12 protein-coding genes and 1 rRNA gene are annotated in these 18,001 nt (G+C 59.6%); 3 read left to right on the top strand and 10 right to left on the bottom strand.

Annotated features, from left to right (window positions below):
• Positions 1 to 18: 18 nt before the first annotated feature.
• The 5 genes from K419_RS0109695 to K419_RS0109675 all read right to left on the bottom strand — a co-directional run bounded on the left by K419_RS0109695 (position 19) and on the right by K419_RS0109675 (position 5,388).
• Positions 19 to 1,068, bottom strand: a complete 1,050-nt coding sequence (locus tag K419_RS0109695) for a type III polyketide synthase (protein WP_026841411.1) — start codon at positions 1,066 to 1,068, stop codon at positions 19 to 21.
• 13 nt (positions 1,069 to 1,081) lie between these two features.
• Positions 1,082 to 2,299, bottom strand: a complete 1,218-nt coding sequence (locus tag K419_RS0109690) for a U32 family peptidase (RefSeq protein ID WP_026841410.1) — start codon at positions 2,297 to 2,299, stop codon at positions 1,082 to 1,084.
• Positions 2,296 to 3,003 carry a methyltransferase domain-containing protein gene (locus tag K419_RS0109685; RefSeq protein ID WP_026841409.1) on the bottom strand — a complete coding sequence of 236 codons (708 nt, stop codon included), beginning with the start codon at positions 3,001 to 3,003 and terminating at the stop codon, positions 2,296 to 2,298. The genes K419_RS0109690 and K419_RS0109685 overlap by 4 nt, the downstream gene beginning before the upstream one ends.
• 23 nt (positions 3,004 to 3,026) lie before the next feature.
• Positions 3,027 to 3,878 (bottom strand): hypothetical protein, encoded by an 852-nt coding sequence (locus K419_RS0109680; RefSeq protein ID WP_026841408.1) that lies wholly within the window; start codon positions 3,876 to 3,878, stop codon positions 3,027 to 3,029.
• 100 nt (positions 3,879 to 3,978) lie between these two features.
• Positions 3,979 to 5,388, bottom strand: a complete 1,410-nt coding sequence (locus K419_RS0109675; protein ID WP_226377668.1) for a B12-binding domain-containing radical SAM protein — start codon at positions 5,386 to 5,388, stop codon at positions 3,979 to 3,981.
• A 414-nt stretch (positions 5,389 to 5,802) separates the two neighbouring features.
• Between K419_RS0109675 and K419_RS0109670 the strand changes: the two genes are divergently transcribed.
• Together K419_RS0109670 and K419_RS0109665 are read left to right on the top strand one after the other, a co-directional pair.
• On the top strand, positions 5,803 to 6,657 hold the full coding sequence (locus K419_RS0109670) for an alpha/beta fold hydrolase (RefSeq protein ID WP_026841406.1): 855 nt from the start codon (positions 5,803 to 5,805) through the stop codon (positions 6,655 to 6,657).
• A gap of 119 nt (positions 6,658 to 6,776) precedes the next feature.
• Positions 6,777 to 7,463, top strand: coding sequence for an OmpA family protein (locus K419_RS0109665; protein WP_026841405.1), 687 nt, complete (start codon positions 6,777 to 6,779; stop codon positions 7,461 to 7,463).
• Between the two features lie 23 nt (positions 7,464 to 7,486).
• Here K419_RS0109665 and K419_RS0109660 read toward each other — a convergent pair whose 3' ends face one another.
• A complete protein-coding gene (locus tag K419_RS0109660) occupies positions 7,487 to 8,416 on the bottom strand; it encodes a pirin family protein (protein ID WP_026841404.1) in 930 nt (309 codons plus the stop codon).
• Between the two features lie 31 nt (positions 8,417 to 8,447).
• Positions 8,448 to 9,128 carry a type 1 glutamine amidotransferase domain-containing protein gene (locus tag K419_RS0109655; RefSeq protein ID WP_026841403.1) on the bottom strand — a complete coding sequence of 227 codons (681 nt, stop codon included), beginning with the start codon at positions 9,126 to 9,128 and terminating at the stop codon, positions 8,448 to 8,450.
• Positions 9,129 to 9,444: 316 nt separating this feature from the next.
• Between K419_RS0109655 and lon the strand changes: the two genes are divergently transcribed.
• Positions 9,445 to 11,847: an endopeptidase La gene (lon, locus tag K419_RS0109650; RefSeq protein ID WP_026841402.1), complete on the top strand. Its 2,403-nt coding sequence runs from the start codon at positions 9,445 to 9,447 to the stop codon at positions 11,845 to 11,847.
• Positions 11,848 to 11,945: 98 nt separating this feature from the next.
• Here lon and K419_RS0109645 read toward each other — a convergent pair whose 3' ends face one another.
• The 3 genes from K419_RS0109645 to rrf all read right to left on the bottom strand — a co-directional run bounded on the left by K419_RS0109645 (position 11,946) and on the right by rrf (position 17,923).
• A complete protein-coding gene (locus tag K419_RS0109645) occupies positions 11,946 to 13,271 on the bottom strand; it encodes a hybrid sensor histidine kinase/response regulator (RefSeq protein WP_026841401.1) in 1,326 nt (441 codons plus the stop codon).
• Between the two features lie 103 nt (positions 13,272 to 13,374).
• Positions 13,375 to 17,346, bottom strand: a complete 3,972-nt coding sequence (locus tag K419_RS0109640) for an ATP-binding protein (RefSeq protein ID WP_026841400.1) — start codon at positions 17,344 to 17,346, stop codon at positions 13,375 to 13,377.
• 460 nt (positions 17,347 to 17,806) lie between these two features.
• Positions 17,807 to 17,923 (bottom strand): 5S ribosomal RNA (rrf, locus tag K419_RS0109630).
• Positions 17,924 to 18,001: the final 78 nt, after the last annotated feature.

The raw sequence follows: 18,001 nt of genomic DNA, 5'->3' as shown, positions 1-18,001 counted from the left end.
ATCCCCCAGCCCCTGCCTTTAGCCTCTCAGCAAATAGGCATGCGCGGAAAGACCGGCGCCGTAGGCGAGCATCACGCACCACTCCCCCTTGCGCAATCCGTTCTTCAGCAGTTCATCCACCACGAACCAGACGGTGGGCGAGGACATGTTGCCGTACTGTTCCAGCACCTTCCGGGTCGCCCATAGTTGCGATTCGTCGATCCCGATCTCGTCCCGCACCGCGTTGACGATCTTTTCACCGCCGGTATGGAGCGCCCAGCCGCCGATGTCGCCGATGGAGAGGGAATGCCGTCCCAGGAGATCGCCTACCACCTCCGCAGCGGCCTTTCTTACCAGCTCCGGGAGGTCGGTGGAAAGCTGGTTGTGGAGCTGTCCCTGCCGGTGCACGAAGCGGATTGCTTCGCGCTCTTCCGGCACGTAGCGTCCGGCGGAGGCGACCAACTCGAAACCGGCCGGCTTCTCCCAGAGGACGGCTGCCGCGGCGCCGTCGCCGAAGAGCGCGTTGGAGAGAATGAGGCTTAAGTCGTTCCCCATCTGGAAGGCGGCGCTGCAGATCTCCACCGAGACGCTCACCACGATGCCCCCGGTCGTCCTCAAGATGGACTCGGCCACCTGCAGGTTGGGAACTGCTCCGCCGCAGCCGCTTCCCACCAGATCGTACAGCCTCGCGTCGCAGCGAAGCCCCAGGCGCTCGGCGACATAGCTGGAAAGGCCGGGGCAGATGTAGCCGGTGCAGGTGTTCAGCACCAGCCCGTTCACCTCCCTTACCCCCACCCCCACCTTATCAAGGGCCCGCAGCACCGCCTGCTCTGCCAAACGGACCGCCTGCTCCGTGAAGCGCTCTATCCGCTCATCGGGGGTCTCGGTGAAGATCTGCGCCGGGGTGTCGACGGCGAAATACCTTTTCTTGATACTGGGATGGTTGAAGGTGGCGCGAATCAGCCCGAGGCCGCGCGCGGTGAGGGTTTCTTTGAAATGCGACTTGATCAAAGCCGCCGCCTCCTGCTGGTCCACCGATAGCGGCGGAACGACTGTGGCGATGGAGCCCACGAAGACATTGCTGTTCATGACAGATCCCCCCTCAGTCCCACAATTCACCGGAATACATTTCGTCAAAAGCGTCGCGGTACAGTCGCAGCATCTCGTCGCGGTAGAGAGGGTCCACCCGCACCGCCTTCTCGGTCCAGGCGGCGCAGTAGCCGCAGCGCGCGCAATCCGTCTTCCGGCAGTCGATCCCCCGGAAGCCCGCCAGGAACCCATCCAGCTTCCCGTTATCCAGATAGACCGGCGTCCCTTCCAGCTCCTCGATGAGACCCCGTTTCTCCGCCAGCCGCTTCAGCCGGACCAACCCGGCGAAATTGATCACGCCGGGGCGCAGGAAGTACCGGGCGAACCTGCGCAGGCCGCTCAGCCGCCCCTTTCCCTTGCCCGGTTCTCTCTTGTATCCGTAAGGCTGGATCAGGTCCAGCAGGTTTCCCGAGAACCTTCCTTCGCTGTAGGCGCGGGCCCGCTCGACAAGGACCGGGGTCGGTGCGCCGCGCTCCAGGATCTTGAAAGAGTCAAAGCCAAGTTCGGTGTAGCTCCCCAGATCCTCCGGCCGGATGAACTCGGAACGAAGGTACAGGGAAGGGTCGGCCAGTCTCTGCGCCGAGCATCTGAGCGCGCAGTAATCGATCATGAAGCCGCGGCTGGCGTGCCCCTTCTGCGAGGCGTGGGAAAGGTTCACCATGTGCTGCCCCGACAGCGGGCAGAAGATCATGCAGTTGGAGTTGGCGATGAGCTGCAGTTCCAGTTGCACCGCCTGCCGTATCGCCTGCAGCATGCCGAAGTCGCGGTTGATGGCGATGGATTCCAGCGTGATGCAGTCTGCGCCTAAATCCTCCCAGAAGCGGGCCTTGGCGACGCAGTCGACGCGGGCGTAGACACCGACCCGCACCTTGAGCCGCGGATGCCGTTTCTTGATGATCGGCAGCAGGAAAGGAAGCGAGACGGTGACCGCGGTGACGCCGCAGCCGTCCACGAAATCGAGGAGCTGGTCGAGAGCCGCCTGCCCTTGCCGGGTGAACTCGCGGTTGTCCATGCAGGCGGGGTTGATCAGGTAGTTGAAGCCGATCCCGTTCTTCCCCGCTTCCCTCACGTGGGCCCGGAACTGCTCCTGTCCCAGGGGGGCCAGCATGAACGAGGCGCGGCCGCCCCCCACGCTGTCGGAGGGGAGTTTGCCGAAGAGCTCGGCGACCGGATACCCCTTGATGGCGGGGACCAGGTCGGGTTGGAAGTTTGTGGCGACGGAAAATTTCATCCGATTTCCCCCGAAAGGACCAGCAGCCAGAACGGCTCCCGCCTGATGGTGAAAGAGCCGGCTCCCGCTTTGGAGGCCAGGTCGGCAAGCTCCGCCGCGGTGAACGATTTCAGCACGGAGAGCGGGCCGTCGTAGCGGGTGATGCGGTTTCTGGTGAAGATCCGGGTCAAAAGGTAAATCAACCCGTAGGCTATCCAGCTTCTTCTCAGGTCGATGACGAGGTAGCCACGCCTTGCCACCCTGAGCATCTCCCTGATCAGGGCGACCGCCTCCTGGTCCTTCATGTGGTGCAGCGTTTTGCTGCAGACGACGTAATCGAAGCTTCGCTCCGGGAAGGGAAGCGCTAGCGCGTCGGCTACCTTGAGCGTGATCTCCGGGTAGCCCGCCGTCACCTTGCGGGCTATGTCTATGCTGCGGAGGTTGATGTCCACCCCGGTCAGGGAGATCCCGATTCCCCTCTTCCTCGCCCAGTCGGCAACGGCAACCGGGAGATCGGCCGACCCGGTGGCGACATCCAGCAGGCTCACCGCTTCGTTACCGTCTATCTGCGCGGAGAGGTGCTTCAAGAGCGCTCTCGTGTCCCCGAGGTAGCGGTTCACCACCCTCAGGTCCGCCAGGGTCCCTTCCAATTCCTCCTCGCTGCAGACGTCGGCGGGGAGATCCAGAAACTCCAGCCCGGTTCGTTTTCGCGGCGTAAAAGGCATGCCCGGGTTCCTCGTACGGTTTGCTATTTGGGCCAGCGCGGGCTGGCGAGTTCGATGCGCCAGATCGGGCCACCGAACGCCAGCGGTCCCATGAACCTGACGAAGGCGGGGACGTCTTTGGTGATGGTCCAGATGTGGTTGTCCGGCGGGGTGCGCCCCAGAAGCGCCGCGGGGAGCTTCAACAGGCCGAGTTTCGGCTTGAGCACGTAATGGTCGGCGCTCTTCTCCAGGTCGCCGACCAGCACCCGGTCCTCCCCGTCCGGTACCATGTCGAGCTCGATCACCCTCGGGGCAGGGGTGAAGGCGACCATGTGGATCTTCTCCCTGGCCCCTTCGGGGAGGTTCTTCAGCACCGTCGGGACCATCCCGTTGTACACGTCGAGCGGCAGGTCAAGCTTTCCTTCCAGCACCTTCTCTTGCCCCTGTTTCCCAACGCTCACCCGGTACTTGCCGCCGGCACGGTCGAGGGAGACCTCCATCTCCTCTTGGAAGGACTTTCCCTTCTGGATCAGGTGATAGTTCTTCATCAGGAAGGTCCGCTCCTGGGTGAAGACCGCCGACTCGTCGTGCAGCGAGCCATCCTTGAAATAGAGCACGGTGCGGCACTTGAGCTCCCCCCCGCGGGGGACCTGAAGGAAATCTCCGGAGGCGATGCGCTTGCCGTCGGCATCCGACAGCTCCAGGAACCCGCGCACCATCCCCTCGGCGAAACGGACCGGTACGGGAGAGCCCTGTGCAGGGAGGGGGGCTATGAAGAACATGGTGATGGCCAGCAGCAAAAGCGGCAAAAGCCGGCCGGCAGGAAGGGAAGCGCCATGGCGAGACGTAGGTTCAGATGTGGCTTCAGCGAGGTTCCGACGGTGAATTGAATGCAAGTAAGGGCCCCCTGGAGGTCATTTTGTCGCCCGGCATCCCGGGCAAACGTTGAAGGAGTCTAACATACAATTTTTCCTGCCGCAGGCCCGGCGGCTGAGTTTATCGCCTACTGCCGGGGGAAATCCTTTTGGCGTACCCTGCGTAGCGCCAGAAGGGGGTGGGGAGACGGAGCAGTGTCCCCAGCCGGCGCAGCATGCCGAGCGATTTCTCGTTGGCCTCCGAAGGGAAGATGCACCGGGAGAGATCGGACACCCCCCGTTGCAGCATCTCCATGGTCTTTTGCGGGGTCAATTCCCTGGTGAAATAAAAGGCTGGGTGCAGCAGATTTTGTTCCGGCCCGACCATCCCCTCCTCCAGCGCCAGGCGGTGCACGCCGGTGCCGGGGTAGATCCTGATCCCGGTGGTGATGTAGGCGCTCTCCTTGCGGGGGAGCCTGTTCACGAAGCGTACCGTCTTAGCCACGCTATCCCCGTTCTCAGAGGGGCCGCCCACGAGGAAACACCAAAGGGCGCGGATACTGGAGCCGGAGAGAATCTCTGCCGCACGATGCACATCCGCCTCGCCAAACCCTTTTCCCAAGCCAGCGAGCGTGGCGTCGGCAGCGCTTTCCGGGGTGATGACCAGCGAGGTCATCCCCGCCCTTTCCATGAGCCTCACCTGGTCGCGGGTCAAGCCCTTGGGAGATAGCGATGAGACGCTGAGGCGCGCCCGCACCCCCTTCCTGAGGATCTCTTCCAGCAGTAGTTCGAGGTACCCCGGCGGCTCGTTGAAGACGCTGTCGACGAACTCGAATTCCCTGGCGCCGGTGTGCCGCATCGCGCTTAACATCTCCTCGACCACGGCGGCGGGTTCCCTGATGCGCCAGGCCTCTCCCTCCACGTTGTGATAGGTGCAGTAGAGGCAGCGGTTGGCGCACCCTCTTTTCCCCTGGACCGGGAGCACCGGCTCCATACCCAGGTAACGCCGCGTGTCCACCCAGCTGTGGGGCCGCGGCGGCACGAACTCGTTCGACAGCTGCGGCGGCTTCGGCATGCTCCCATGCCTGGATACCACCCCCGGGACCTGGCAGGCGTCGGCGACGCTCGCGGCACGAAAAAAGGAAGGGGCTGCGTGCTCCCCCTCCCCCACCACGGCATGATCCAGTCCCAGGTACTCCAGCACCTGCAGCGGCATCAGGCTTACCCCAGCCCCCCCCACCAGCGTCCTCGCGCGGCTGACGGTCTTGATGAAATCGACCGTCTCCTTGACTGCGGGGAGGTACGACTGGGGAGAGAGGAAGTCGCAGTTGTCGAGGTTGCGGATGGAGAGCCCGATCCCGTCGGGGCGGAAGGCGCGGAGGGAGGCCTCGACAGCGGCAAGAGGCTTCTTCTGGAAACAGAGGTCGAGGAATTGCACCTCGAACCCCGACAGGCGCAACGCCTCGGCCACCCAGGCCGCCCCGATTGGGACCGTCGGCTGGGGAACTGTTTCGCTGTTGGTGCTGATCATCAGTACGCGTTGCACATCCATCTCCCTTTACAACTCATTAAGTGCGGCAAGCGTTAGGTCTAACAAAGGTGTTGCTCCTCGAAAACGCAAGGAGTAGAATGTTTCTTATGGAGGGAAGCAACAACAACCTCAACAACGAAACACGAAACAACTCCTGATACATGAAGCGGTATCAGGGGTTGGTAACTGGCGCTCAAGAGGCCAAGCCGAGCAGGCTCTTAAATCTCATCCGTTAGGGCATAAAAAGACCTGAAAAAGGTGTTAGCAGTAGCAGCAAAGAAAAACACCTCCACGGATTGAGGAAGGTTCTCTGAACGCCAGTTATTTTTTTCTCGAAAAGCCCGGTGAACTCTCATCGGGCTTTTTTATGCCTTAATTTCCCCTTTTTCACTTTAGACTGCCGCCTTCGGAAAGATTCTGCTACACTTGCCTGCCATGAACTCGCCGCTCGGGGCATGCCCCGTCTCCCCCAGTGAAACCCTCCGCTACCGCAGCTACGGCACCGGTCCCAGCAAGATCGTCCTGGTTCACGGGCTTGCCGCCCGTTCCGAAACCTGGAAGGACCTGGTCCCGCTTTTCCCTGCCGACAGGTACACGGTCTACCTCCTGGATCTTCTGGGATCCGGGGAATCCGCCAAGCCACGGGAAGCGGACTACTCCATCAGGGGGCACAGCCGGAGGCTCCTTTGCTTCATCGAGCGCGAGGGACTCCGGGGGGCGACGCTCGTGGGGCATTCTCTCGGTGCTGCGGTGGTACTGGTCGCAGCCGTCGAGGCCATGATCAAGGGGGATGCCGGCGCCGTATCGGCCCTCGTCATAATGGGCGGTCCGGGGTACCTCCAACGGCTGCCGCTCATGGCCGAGATCTTCGAGAACCGTCTCGCCGCCGCACTTTTCATCGCCCTGTACGCGCCGGATATCTGGATCAAGGTGGGGTTGAAGATGGCCTACTACGACCACCGCCTCATCGACCGTGAGCACATCGCGCGCTACGCCCCCTGCTATCGGAATCGGGACGCCAAGCGCGCCCTGGTTGAAACCTGCCGCTCGCTGGTTCCCGTGGACCAGGAAGAGATAACGTCCCGCTACGGGGACCTCACGCTCCCGGTGTTGCTCCTTTGGGGGCGTCACGACCAGATCGTACCCCTGTCCCAGGGAACCAGGCTGGAAGCCGCCATACCCGGGTCCAAGCTGCAGGTGATCGAAGAGTGCGGTCATAACCCTCAGGAAGAAAAGCCGCAAGTCACATTCAGCATCATCGAGAAGTTTCTGTTGCAAACCGCCGGCTAGCCCACTGTCTGAGCGGAAGTAGAGTTAGCTGCGGCATTCTATGTCAGGGTTGATCTTGGGCTTGGCAGTGATATGTTTTTCCAGTCCGAGTCCACATTACACTACACAAGGAGAGAACAATGAGAGCACGTTGGATCGTAAAACTGGTTGTTGGAATGTCAGCGGTTGCCCTGTTAGCAACCGGTTGCGCTACGAACCCGGATGGAAGCTACGAGTTCAAGAGGACCGGTATCGGCGCATTGGGCGGAGCGGCACTGGGCGCCGGTGCAGGCGCTCTCCTCGGGGGCAAGTCGCACCGCGGCAGGAATGCAGCCATCGGTGGCCTTACCGGTGCAGTGGTCGGCGGCGCGGTCGGCCAGTACATGGACCGCCAGGCGGTGGCACTCAAAAAGAGCATGCCCGAAGCCGAGGTGGTTCGCGACGGCGACAAGGTGTACGTCGCGCTGCCGTCCGGCATCCTGTTCGACTTGGGGAAGGACGCCCTGAAACCGGAAGCGAAGGACGCTTTGAGCCGGGCCGCCGGCACTCTTAAGGACTCCCAGACCACTATCACCATTGAAGGGCACACCGACTCGACCGGCAGCAACGCCGTCAACCAGCCGTTGAGCGAAAGGCGCGCCAACCGTGTCCGCGACTACCTGGTTTCCCAAGGCGTCCCGGGTGCCAAGATGGCAGCCATAGGGTACGGCTCCAGCCATCCGGCCGTTCCCAACGATTCCGACGCCAACCGGGCCCTGAACCGCCGGGTGCAGATCGAGCTGACCCCGAACGAGAAGCTCAAGGCGCAGGAAAGCGGCAACAACTAGTCCCCGAAAAAAAGCGGGACACCCTACAGGGTGTCCCGCTTTTCGCTCCCCTTTTTCACGAAGGCCCCCTTCTCCAACTCCTCGAAAGCAAGCTGCAGTTCCTCCTGGCTGTTCATCACTATCGGGCCGTACCACGCCACCGGCTCCCCGATCGGCTTGCCGCTGATCAGAAGAAAGCGGACCGGCTTCGACTGCGTGGTCACCGACACCAGATCGCCGTCGCTGAAGAGGATGAGGTTTTCCGGTCCGCACTCGCAGCGTCTCTCCAGATCGAAATAATTGACCCCCACCACGTCGTGCCCGAAGGCGTTTCTTTCCCCGTCGAAGTACGCCTCTCCGTCGATGACGTAGGCGAGCGCCGTGTAGCCGCGCTTGATGGTGTGGGTGAAAATGGCCTGTTCCGGGACGGTGACGTCCAGGTACTCGGGGGCGGCTATCACGTCCCGCACCGGCCCCTCGACCCCGCCGGCGTGGCCGCAGACCACCTTCACCTTGATGCCGTTCATGGTGACTTCGGGGATTTCTGAGGCCAGGATCCCCTGGTAACGCGGCGTCATCATCTTGTGCGAGGCAGGGAGGTTGGCCCAGAGCTGGAATCCCCACAGGCGGTTGTCGCTGTCGCCTTTAGGCATCTCCTGGTGGATGATGCCGCTCCCCGCAGTCATCCACTGCAGGTCGCCCGGTTCGATCACCCCTTTGTTCCCCATGCTGTCGCCATGCTCCACCCTCCCCTGCAGCACATAGGTAATGGTCTCGATGCCGCGGTGCGGGTGCCAGGGGAACCCCTTCAGGTAATGCGCCGGGTCATCCGAGTGGAAATCGTCCAGCAGCAGGAAGGGGTCGAACATCGGGACCTGGTAATTGCCGAAAGCGCGTTTCAGATGCACCCCGGCCCCCTCGATGGTGGGCTCGCTCTTCCAGACCTTCCTGATCTTGCGTATGGATTCAGTCATTAGTTCCTCCCTTTACCGCAACGCTCACGGTTCAGCTCTGCAGCAGTTGGAGCAGGGCCTGGGCTGCGGGCGCGGACGATGCCGGATTCTGTCCGGTGACCAACTTGCCGTCCACCTGCACGTACGGTTGCCAATCCGCGCCGCTGCCAAAGAGCGCCCCCCGATCCTTCAGCCGGTCCTCCAGTAGAAAGGGGACCACCTCGGTCAGTCCGACCGCCCGTTCCTCGGAATTGGTGAACCCGGTCACCCGTTTGTTCTTCACCAGGTAATCGCCATCCTCTCCCCTTACATCCGCCAGCACAGCCGGGGCATGGCAGACCGCGGCCACCGGTTTCCCGGATCTGGCAAATTTCTCGATCAAGGAGATCGAGGTGGGGTTGACGGCGAGATCCCACAGGGGACCGTGCCCGCCGGGGTAAAATACCGCGTCGTACTCTTCGGCGGAAACGGCGCTAAGACTGATACTGTTGGCAAGTTCAGCCTGAGCGGCCTGATCCCTGGCAAAGCGCCGCGTCCCCTCTGTCTGGTTTTCAGGGAGATCACTCTTAGGATCGATGGGAGGCTTGCCTCCTTTTGTCGAAGCAATGGTCAATCTGGCTCCAGCATCCCTAAAGACATAGTAAGGAGCGACGAACTCTTCGAGCCAGAAACCTGTCTGCTCACCGGTATTGCCGAGCTTGTCATGCGAGGTCAGTACCATCAGTATTTTCATTCTCTCTCCTTCCCTGCTGTGAGCAGATGTCGTTTTGTTGTCAGTGCCGGCGAGACACCTGTATTGGTGTACAGCATCAAATGAAAATATCAACCGACACCGCGCCGTTATATTCAACGGCTCTTATTCTTTACCGTCGGCTATGTCACCTTTACGTTGCATGATTCCTTTAATCCGCCTATTGCACCTACCATTCAAAACCGCGGGCGGCATTCTCCGCAGTTAGGACGGCAGCCTCAATTTGTAGCGGCTGCACGGTTGACAGCTCCGGCCGCGATGCTTAGCTTTTAATAAAACATCCAGTAGGAGTGTCATCATGAGCCAGAAAGATATCGAGGTACTGGAAGCGGAAACCGACGACAACACCGAAAGCAGCGGGCTGGTACTTGCCTCAGAAGTGCTCCCGGCCGGGCTTCCGATCATACCGCTGCGGCCGCGCCCGGCATTCCCGAATATGCTGATCCCGATGGCCGTCCAAGACCCGCAACAGGTGCAGGCAGTGAAGCGGACCATGGAAACCCCTGCGCGCGCCATAGGACTTGCGCTGGTGAAAGACCCGGAGAAGCCGGATGGCCCGGACAACCTGCACAGCGTGGGGGTCGCGGGAAAGATCGTGAAGATCATGCAAGCCGACGAAGACGGCGTGCAGTTCCTCGTCAACACACTGGACCGCTTCTCCATCCGGGAGTTGGATGACAACTCCGGCGTTCTCTTTGCCAACGTAGCCTACCAGTACGGCACCGAGCTCTCGGTGAACCCGGAGCTCAAGGCGTACTCGATGGCGGTCATCAGCACCCTGAAGGAACTGGTCCAGATCAACCCGCTCTACTCGGAGGAGATCAAGCTGTTCCTGGGTCGCTCCAGCCTGGACGACCCCGGCAGGCTGTCCGATTTCGCCGCCAGCCTCACCTCGGCCGACGGCCAGGAACTGCAGCAGGTACTGGAGACCTTCGACGTCCGCAAACGGATCGACATGGTGCTGAACCTGCTCAAGAAGGAGTTGGAGGTCTCCAGGCTGCAGACCAAGATCACCAAGCAGATCGAGGAGAAGATCAGCCAGCAGCAGCGGGAGTTCTTCCTTAGGGAACAGTTGAAGGCGATCAAGAAGGAGTTGGGGCTGGAAAAGGAAGGGAAGACCACGGAGGTCGAGAAATTCGAGGAGCGGCTCAAGCAGTTGAAGCTGAACCCCGAGGCGCAGCGGGCGGTGACCGACGAGTTGGAAAAATTCAAGCTGCTGGAGCCCGCCTCCGCCGAATACCACGTGACGCGGAACTACCTCGACTGGCTGACCATCCTTCCCTGGGGGAAGTACAGCAAGGATTCCTACAACATCGACAAGGCCCGCAGGATTCTGGACCGCGACCATCACGGGTTGAACGACGTGAAGGACCGCATCACCGAGTTCATCGCGGTGGGGAAGATGAAGGGGGACATCTCCGGCTCCATCCTCTGCCTGGTCGGCCCCCCGGGGGTCGGCAAGACCTCCATCGGCAAGAGCATCGCCGATGCCCTGGGGCGGACCTTCTACCGCTTCTCCCTGGGAGGGATGCGTGACGAGGCGGAAATCAAGGGGCACCGCCGCACCTACATCGGCGCCATGCCCGGCAAGTTCGTGCAGGCGATGAAGAGCGCCGGGTCGTCCAACCCCGTGCTGATGCTGGACGAGATCGACAAGATCGGGGCCTCCTTCCAGGGGGATCCCGCCTCGGCTCTCCTCGAGGTGCTGGACCCCGAACAAAACGGATCCTTCCGGGACCATTACCTGGACGTCCCCTTCGATCTCTCCAACGTCCTTTTCATCGCCACCGCCAACCAGCTGGACACCATCCCGGCGCCGCTTTTGGACCGGATGGAGGTGATCCGGCTCTCAGGTTACGTGCTGGAGGAAAAGATGGAGATAGCCAAGCGCTACCTGATCCCCAAGGCCCTCAAGAACCACGGCCTCAAGAACGGGCAGGTGACCATCAGGAAGGAGGCGCTGGCGGCTCTCATCGACGGGTGGGCGCGCGAGGCGGGCGTGCGCACACTGGAAAACCGCATCAAGAAGCTGATGCGTCAGGCAGCCAGGGAGTTCGCGACCGGGCGCAGCGAGCCCATCGTCGTCACAGGGAAAGACCTTCCGGTATACCTGGGGCAGCCGGTGTTCAGCACCGAAGAGATCTTCGAGGGGGTCCCCGGCGTCGTCACCGGGCTCGCCTGGACCAGCATGGGGGGAGCCACCCTCCCCATCGAGGCGACGGCGATGGCGAGCAAGAGCAAGGGGTTCAGGCAGACGGGGCAGTTGGGCAACGTCATGATCGAGAGTTCGGAAATCGCCTATTCCTTCGTCATGGCGCATCTCAAGGAGTACGGCGCGGCGGAGGACTACTTCGATACCCACTTCGTGCATCTGCACGTCCCCGCCGGCGCCACCCCCAAGGACGGCCCATCGGCAGGGGTCACCATGGCGACGGCGCTGATATCGATGATGCAGGGAAGGCCGGTAAGGAAGAAGCTCGGCATGACGGGGGAGCTGACCCTGACCGGGCGGGTGCTCCCTATCGGCGGGGTGAAGGAAAAGACCATAGCGGCGCGGCGCGCCGGGCTGAAGGTGCTGATCTTCCCCGACGCCAACAAGAAGGACTTCGCCGAACTCCCCGACTACCTCAAGGAGGGGTTGGAGGTCCACTTCGCCAGGGAGTACAAGGACGTGTACAAGGTCGCCTTCGCTTCGAAATAACCGAACGTCTCTACCCCGCACTAAAAACCCCGCCTCCTTACCGGATGCGGGGTTTTTCTTCATCACAAGCCTTTCCGTGATTAAACGCGCTGGTTCTTTCAACTGTCCGGTAATGGTAGTTCGATGGTGAACTCGGCTCCTGCCTTTGTGTTGCGTGCGGAAAGTCTCCCCCCCATGTTCTTTTCGATGATCATTTTGGCCATGTAAAGCCCTAGGCCGGTCCCTTGTGCTTTGAACTTGGTGGTGAAATAAGGGTCGAAAATTTTCCCGATTATCTTTTCGTCGATCCCGCCGCCGTTGTCGCTGATCGTGACGATATTTTTGCCGTCTCGGTACAGGCAGTCCACCTCGATCAACGGTTGCGGCGTGCCGCGTTCCAGCAACACCTGCTGGGCGTTGTTGAGCATGCTCAAAACAGCCTGGGAAAATGCGTTGCGAAACCCCATCATCGGCACTGACCCATCGTTCATGATCCTGACGGAGATGCCATTTTCCTCGTAGCTGTTCCTGACTAATGCCAGCGACTTCTCCACTGTTTCACAAGGGTTGAATTCGCCGGGCTCACCCTCAGGCATGAAGAAGCTCTGGAACGAGTTGATGGTGTTCGACAGATAGGTGATGAGCTCCATGCATCTATTCACACAGCTTTTAAAGGATTCGTGTTCCAGTTTCCCCTCATCGGACTCATACAGGCAGCCCTGGATCAATAACGCAATCTTGTTAAGCGGCTGGCGCCACTGATGTGCAATGTTGTTCAAGAGCTCACCCATCGCGGCCAACCGCGTATTCTGGAACAACAGACGGTCCTTCTGAAGGTTCTTTTCCACTTCCTCAACCACTCGTTGCTCCAGACTAAGGTTCAAGGCCTCCAACTGTTCCTGCTTCACGGCAAGTGCCTCTTCTGCCAGCTTTCTTTCCGCGATTTCCTTCTGCAACTCATCGTTTGTGCTGGCAAGGCTCGCCGTGCGGTCCTCAACCCGCTTCTCAAGCGACGCGTTGCTCTCCTGCAGCTCCATTGCCAGGTGACGAAGGTGGATATGCACCCCCACGCGGGCCAGGACTTCCTCGCGCTGAAGAGGCTTGATTATGTAGTCCACAGCCCCGGCGTCGAACCCCCTTACCTTCTGGTCCATCTCCGCCAGCGCAGTCATGAAGATAACCGGGATGTCGCGAGTCGCTTCCACGGCCTTGAGCCTCTGGCAGGTTTCGAAACCGTCGATGCCGGGCATGAGCACATCCAGCAGGATCAGATCGGGCCGGGTTAAAAGCGCCCGCCTGATGCCGCTCTCGCCATCCTCCGCCACATAGATGGTATAGCTGTACTCCTGCAGCAGAGAGGAAACGATGGCGAGGTTGTTGGCGTCGTCGTCTATAACCAGGATGGCGGCCGCGTGATCTTTTGGCTGTGCGATGATGGCGTTCATATCTTTTCTCCGGCAAAGGTTTTCGCCGATATCCCCCTAGGGGACTGGCTCCGCAGGGGCCTGTCCCCCTTTCTCCGCAGGTGCCTGTCCCCTTTTTGCGGGCTCACGACGACTCTCTCATCTGCTGCTCCACCAGCGCAAGTATGGCCTTTACCCTGAACTCGCCGGCAAGGCCACGCAACATGTCGGCAAAACGGCGGTATCTTGGTTCCCGCTCCTCAAGACGGTCGGCCCAGGATCGGACTCCCTGCATGTCCCCCATCAACGCCAGTTTGTGAAGCTGCTTCAGCTCTGCAAAGGGGGGAGCCTCGACAGCTTCCACCCTTTCCTGTTTCTCGCCGAGCTCTGTCGCCGCTATTTTGGCCGCAGCCACCTCCCATCTCACATTCAAATGGAAAGCGATCCTGTCCAGGAGCAGTTCCAGTGGAACGGGTTTGCCGATAAAGTCGTCGCACTGCCGCAAAAACATGCCCCTGCGGGCGCTATCTGTCACCGTCGCCGAGGTCCCGATGATCCTGGTCAAGTCCAGTTCTCGGTGCCGCCTCATTTCCTGGACAGCATCCAGCCCATCCATCTCCGGCATGACCAAGTCCAGCAGCACGAGATCGGGCTTTTGCTCCAATGCCTTACTCAGCGCGTCCCGCCCGTTTTCTGCGGTGTGGATCTGAAAGCCCAAGGGTTCCAGCAGGGCAACCAGCATCGAAACGTTGGTGACATTGTCATCGACGATGAGGATACTCCTGCGCTCCCCCTGGTAGCCGGAGATTGCCTGCCCGGCCACCGCTCGGGAGATCTCGCCTTCTGTCACCGTCGGCAGCGGCAGTTCCACCCTGAAGGTGCTCCCTGCACCGGGTTCGCTCTCCACCGTGACCTGTCCATGCATCAGGCTCACCAGGCGCCGGGTGATCGAGAGCCCCAAGCCGGTTCCCTCCCGGATCTGTCCCCCATCCGCCAACTGGACGAACGGCTCAAAAATGATACCGAGCTTGTCCCGGGGGATCCCGGTGCCGGTATCCGTTATCTCGCACGCGAATACGCCGGTGCTCGAGTGGTAACGCACACGAACAGTCACACAGCCGCGGTGCGTGTATTTCACCGCGTTGGAAAGCAGGTTCAGCAGGATCTGCTTGAGTTTACGCTGGTCCCCCCGCACGGCCCGCGGCAAACGATTCAGTTCCTCGTACTTGAATCCCAGATCCTTCTCATCCGCCTTCACCTTGGCGATGCTGAACACCTGTCCCAGTAGGGCGGAGAGATCAAAGGAGAGTTCTTCAAGCTCCATTTTCTGGGCCTCGATCTTACCCATATCCAGGACGTCGTTTATGAGCGAAAGCAGATGCTCGCCGCAGCCGCGGACAATTTCCAGCTGCTGCCGTTGCGCATCCGTCAGGTTGTCCTGCCGCTTCAGGATCTGGGCGTACCCCAGTATGGCGTTTAGGGGGGTGCGCAGTTCGTGGCTCATGCAGGAGAGGAAGGCGCTTTTCGCCTGGTTTGCCACCTCGGCCCGTTCCTTGGCAACCAACAGCTCCATTGTCCGCTCGCGAACCAGCTCCTCAAGATGGGCGCGGTGCCTCTTCAGCTCATCCTCTCCCTCCTTCAGTTCGGTGATATCCCGTACCGATTCGATCACCGCGATGAGCCTACCCTCAGAGTCATACAAAGGTGCTGCCATTGCCATGGTATAAGCGTGCGGGCGTGAGGCGCTTTTTACCGGACTCTCGCCGATAATTTTGTCCCCTTCGACGACGAGCCGCTCATACAGCGGTTTGATCTCGTCCGCCAGCCATGGGGTCAGCACCATGTCGAGCAGCAGCGGTCGCCTCATTCCATAGAAGGGGATGCCGCACTCGTTACTGGCTTTACCCAGCATGTCTTCGGCCTTGGCACCGGTGAATTCCTCTGCGGCGCGGTTCCAGATGACGACCGCTCCTTGTGCATTGATGACAAAGGTCGGATCGGGAAGGAAATCGATTATGTCAGCCAAACGCCGCTCCGAGTCTCTGAGTGCCTGTTCAGCATTCCGCCGCTGCATTATTTCCTGGTCGCGCTCCCTTACCCTCTCTTCCAGCTCTTGTGCTTGCAGGCTCAGCAGTTGCTCCCGTTCCCGGTGGTAGTCGATCCTTCTCTTAAGATCGGAGGGGGCCATTTTTAGCTCGGCAATCATATCGGCATAGACCTGCTTCAAGGTGCTTTGCTCTTGCTCGGAAATTACATAGCTCTTTATGAAAGCCCTGTGTGCTGCCGCAGCGCCTATTGCACTCGCCAGAATGATCTGCGCCTCGTTGTACAATTCGGCCAGGTCGGCCACAGAGATTCTGCTCTTTCGTTCCATCCTCAAGGTCGAAAGACACGCTGCGGCCATCGCGGATGATTTCTCCGGAGGAAAGTATTGACTGTAAAGCTCTTCTATCTCCTTCATCTTGGCTGCCAGATCGATTCCGGCCTCCATGCCTGAAGGTCCGGGGGTGGGGCCTATGTCTAGCGCACCTACAAACTGCTCGGCTATGCTGCCCTCCTGAATGTCCTGCGCAAAGAACAACGATCCGAGGAAGTACAGGGCAACATTGACGAAGATGCTCCAAAATACGGAATGGCTTGCCGCGTCCAACCCGGTTACATAAAAAAGCTGCTCCGGGCGGAGCCATGCTATTCCCCATAAGCCGTCATCCAATATAGCAGGGTCTAACAACCCGCCTTGCACTAAGGCCGGCAATATCAATGTGTACATCCAGAGTAGGAAACCTGCTGCCATCCCGAGAAATGCTCCGGCCAGGTTCCCCTTTTTCCAGTACAGCCCGCCGATTATTGCAGGAGCCAATTGCAGTACAGCGGCAAAGGAAGGGACGCCGATGTCAACCAAGATAAAGGATTTCCCCACCACTCCCTGGAACCAATATCCGGCGAACACCAGCAGGGCGACGGTGAGCCAACGGCACTGAAGCAGATACTGCTTGAGACCGCGCAAGAATGTCACCGACTCGATGACCGGTAACAGCAGATGATTGGTGGCCATGGTAGCAATAGTCATAGATGCGATGATGATCAACCCGGTCGCTGCCGAGAAACCACCGAGGAAGACAAGCAGTGACAGCACCCCTTGCCCGTTGGCAAGCGGCAGCATGAGAATGAAATTGTCTGCCTGCTGCGCCGGGTACCCAGCCATAAGGCCGGCCAGCGTTACCGGGACAACGAAGAGGTTGATTAGCAGCATATACAGTGGGAAGAGCCACATGGCCGTCAGGATGTGCTTCTCGTCGACGTTCTCAACTACCGCCATGTGAAATTGCCGCGGCAGGAACATCACGCCCGACATGGAAAGCAGCATGTAAGTCGTCCAGGAGGCATAAAAGGAGGGAGTGCACTGTGTTGAGGTAAGGGTGGTGCGGGCCGGTACTTGAGCAAAACGACTGAATACGTCGTCGAAGCCTCCGTACATGCTGTAGGTTACATACGCTCCGACTGCGAGAAACGGAACCAGCTTCACTATACTTGCAGCAGTCATCGCAACCACCATTCCCTGGTGGCGTTCGGTAGGCACAAGCTTTCTCACGCCGACCAGTATGGTGAACAAGATGACGAAAGCGCAGATAAAGAGCCCGATGTCAAGGTGCTTCCAGAATCCGCCGGTGGAACCGGTTATAAGATTGAAGGTCGCCAGTATGGCTTTGAGCTGAAGGGAGAAATACGGAACTGCTCCGAAGATGCAGATGATAGTCACCAAGGCAGCTAGAGCAGTTGACTTGCTGTAACGCAAAGAGATGAAATCTGCGATGCTGGTGATGCGGTAGATATTCTTTATCCTCACCATCTTCCGCAGGATCAGCCACCACAAGACGACAGAAAGCGTGGCCCCGACATATACAGTGAGAAAGATCATGCCCATCGAAGCAGCCTTTCCGACGCTGCCATAGAAAGTCCATGCGGTGTGGAACACGGTCAGTGACAGTGCGTAGACGATGGGATTGTTGCAGAGGTCTTTGCCCGCGGCGGCCCTACGTTCGCCCCATATGGCGACAACGACCAAGGCGGCCATATAAAGGCTGCACACGACGATGAGGCTAAAGGGAGTGAGCATCTAGCCACCTCCCTTGCGAGTAGCAGCGCTGTCGGGTTTTTTGGCGCGGATACTCTTCTGCAGTAAAAACAACGAGAGTATTAAAAGAGACCAGAGCCCATAGAGATAGATAAACAGGCTCTTTAAGCCACTGTTGCTGACCACTGCCAGGAATGGCCAGTTGAACAAAGAGAACATGAGACAGAAGAGAAATATCTGAAACTCTGGCTGTCGGAAGACTCCTGGGGCTCTCCTCATAGCGCTTACCTGCCTTTTGCTTAGAATGGGCATGGTCAATTATAAGTGGAAACCAATCTTCAGGCCAGAGCCTTTATGTGTAAGTTGCAATGCTTAAACAGAGAGGCTTGTGCTGTTCCGAGACTTGCTGGGGAGGTACCGGCGGTGAGTAGTGTCATGGCATTGCGGGAGTTGACAGCAAAAAGCCCCGTCAGGAAATCCTGACGGGGCTTTTCTATTAAATTCCCTGCGGCGACCTACTCTCCCACACCGTTACCAGTGCAGTACCATCGGCCCTGAGAGGCTTAACTTCCGTGTTCGGGATGGGAACGGGTGTGACCCTCTCGGCATAGCCACAGAGAAACTCTTAGCTCGAACCTCTACGGCTCTCGCAATATATTTCTCTACAATTGCATCTTCGTGATTTGTAGGTTTTGAC

This window comes from Citrifermentans bremense R1 (assembly GCF_000426865.1).
GTDB classification, from domain to species: domain Bacteria; phylum Desulfobacterota; class Desulfuromonadia; order Geobacterales; family Geobacteraceae; genus Geomonas; species Geomonas bremensis.
Note: the sequence above shows the minus strand (reverse complement) of the source record. Positions and strands in the feature narration are given on the sequence as shown.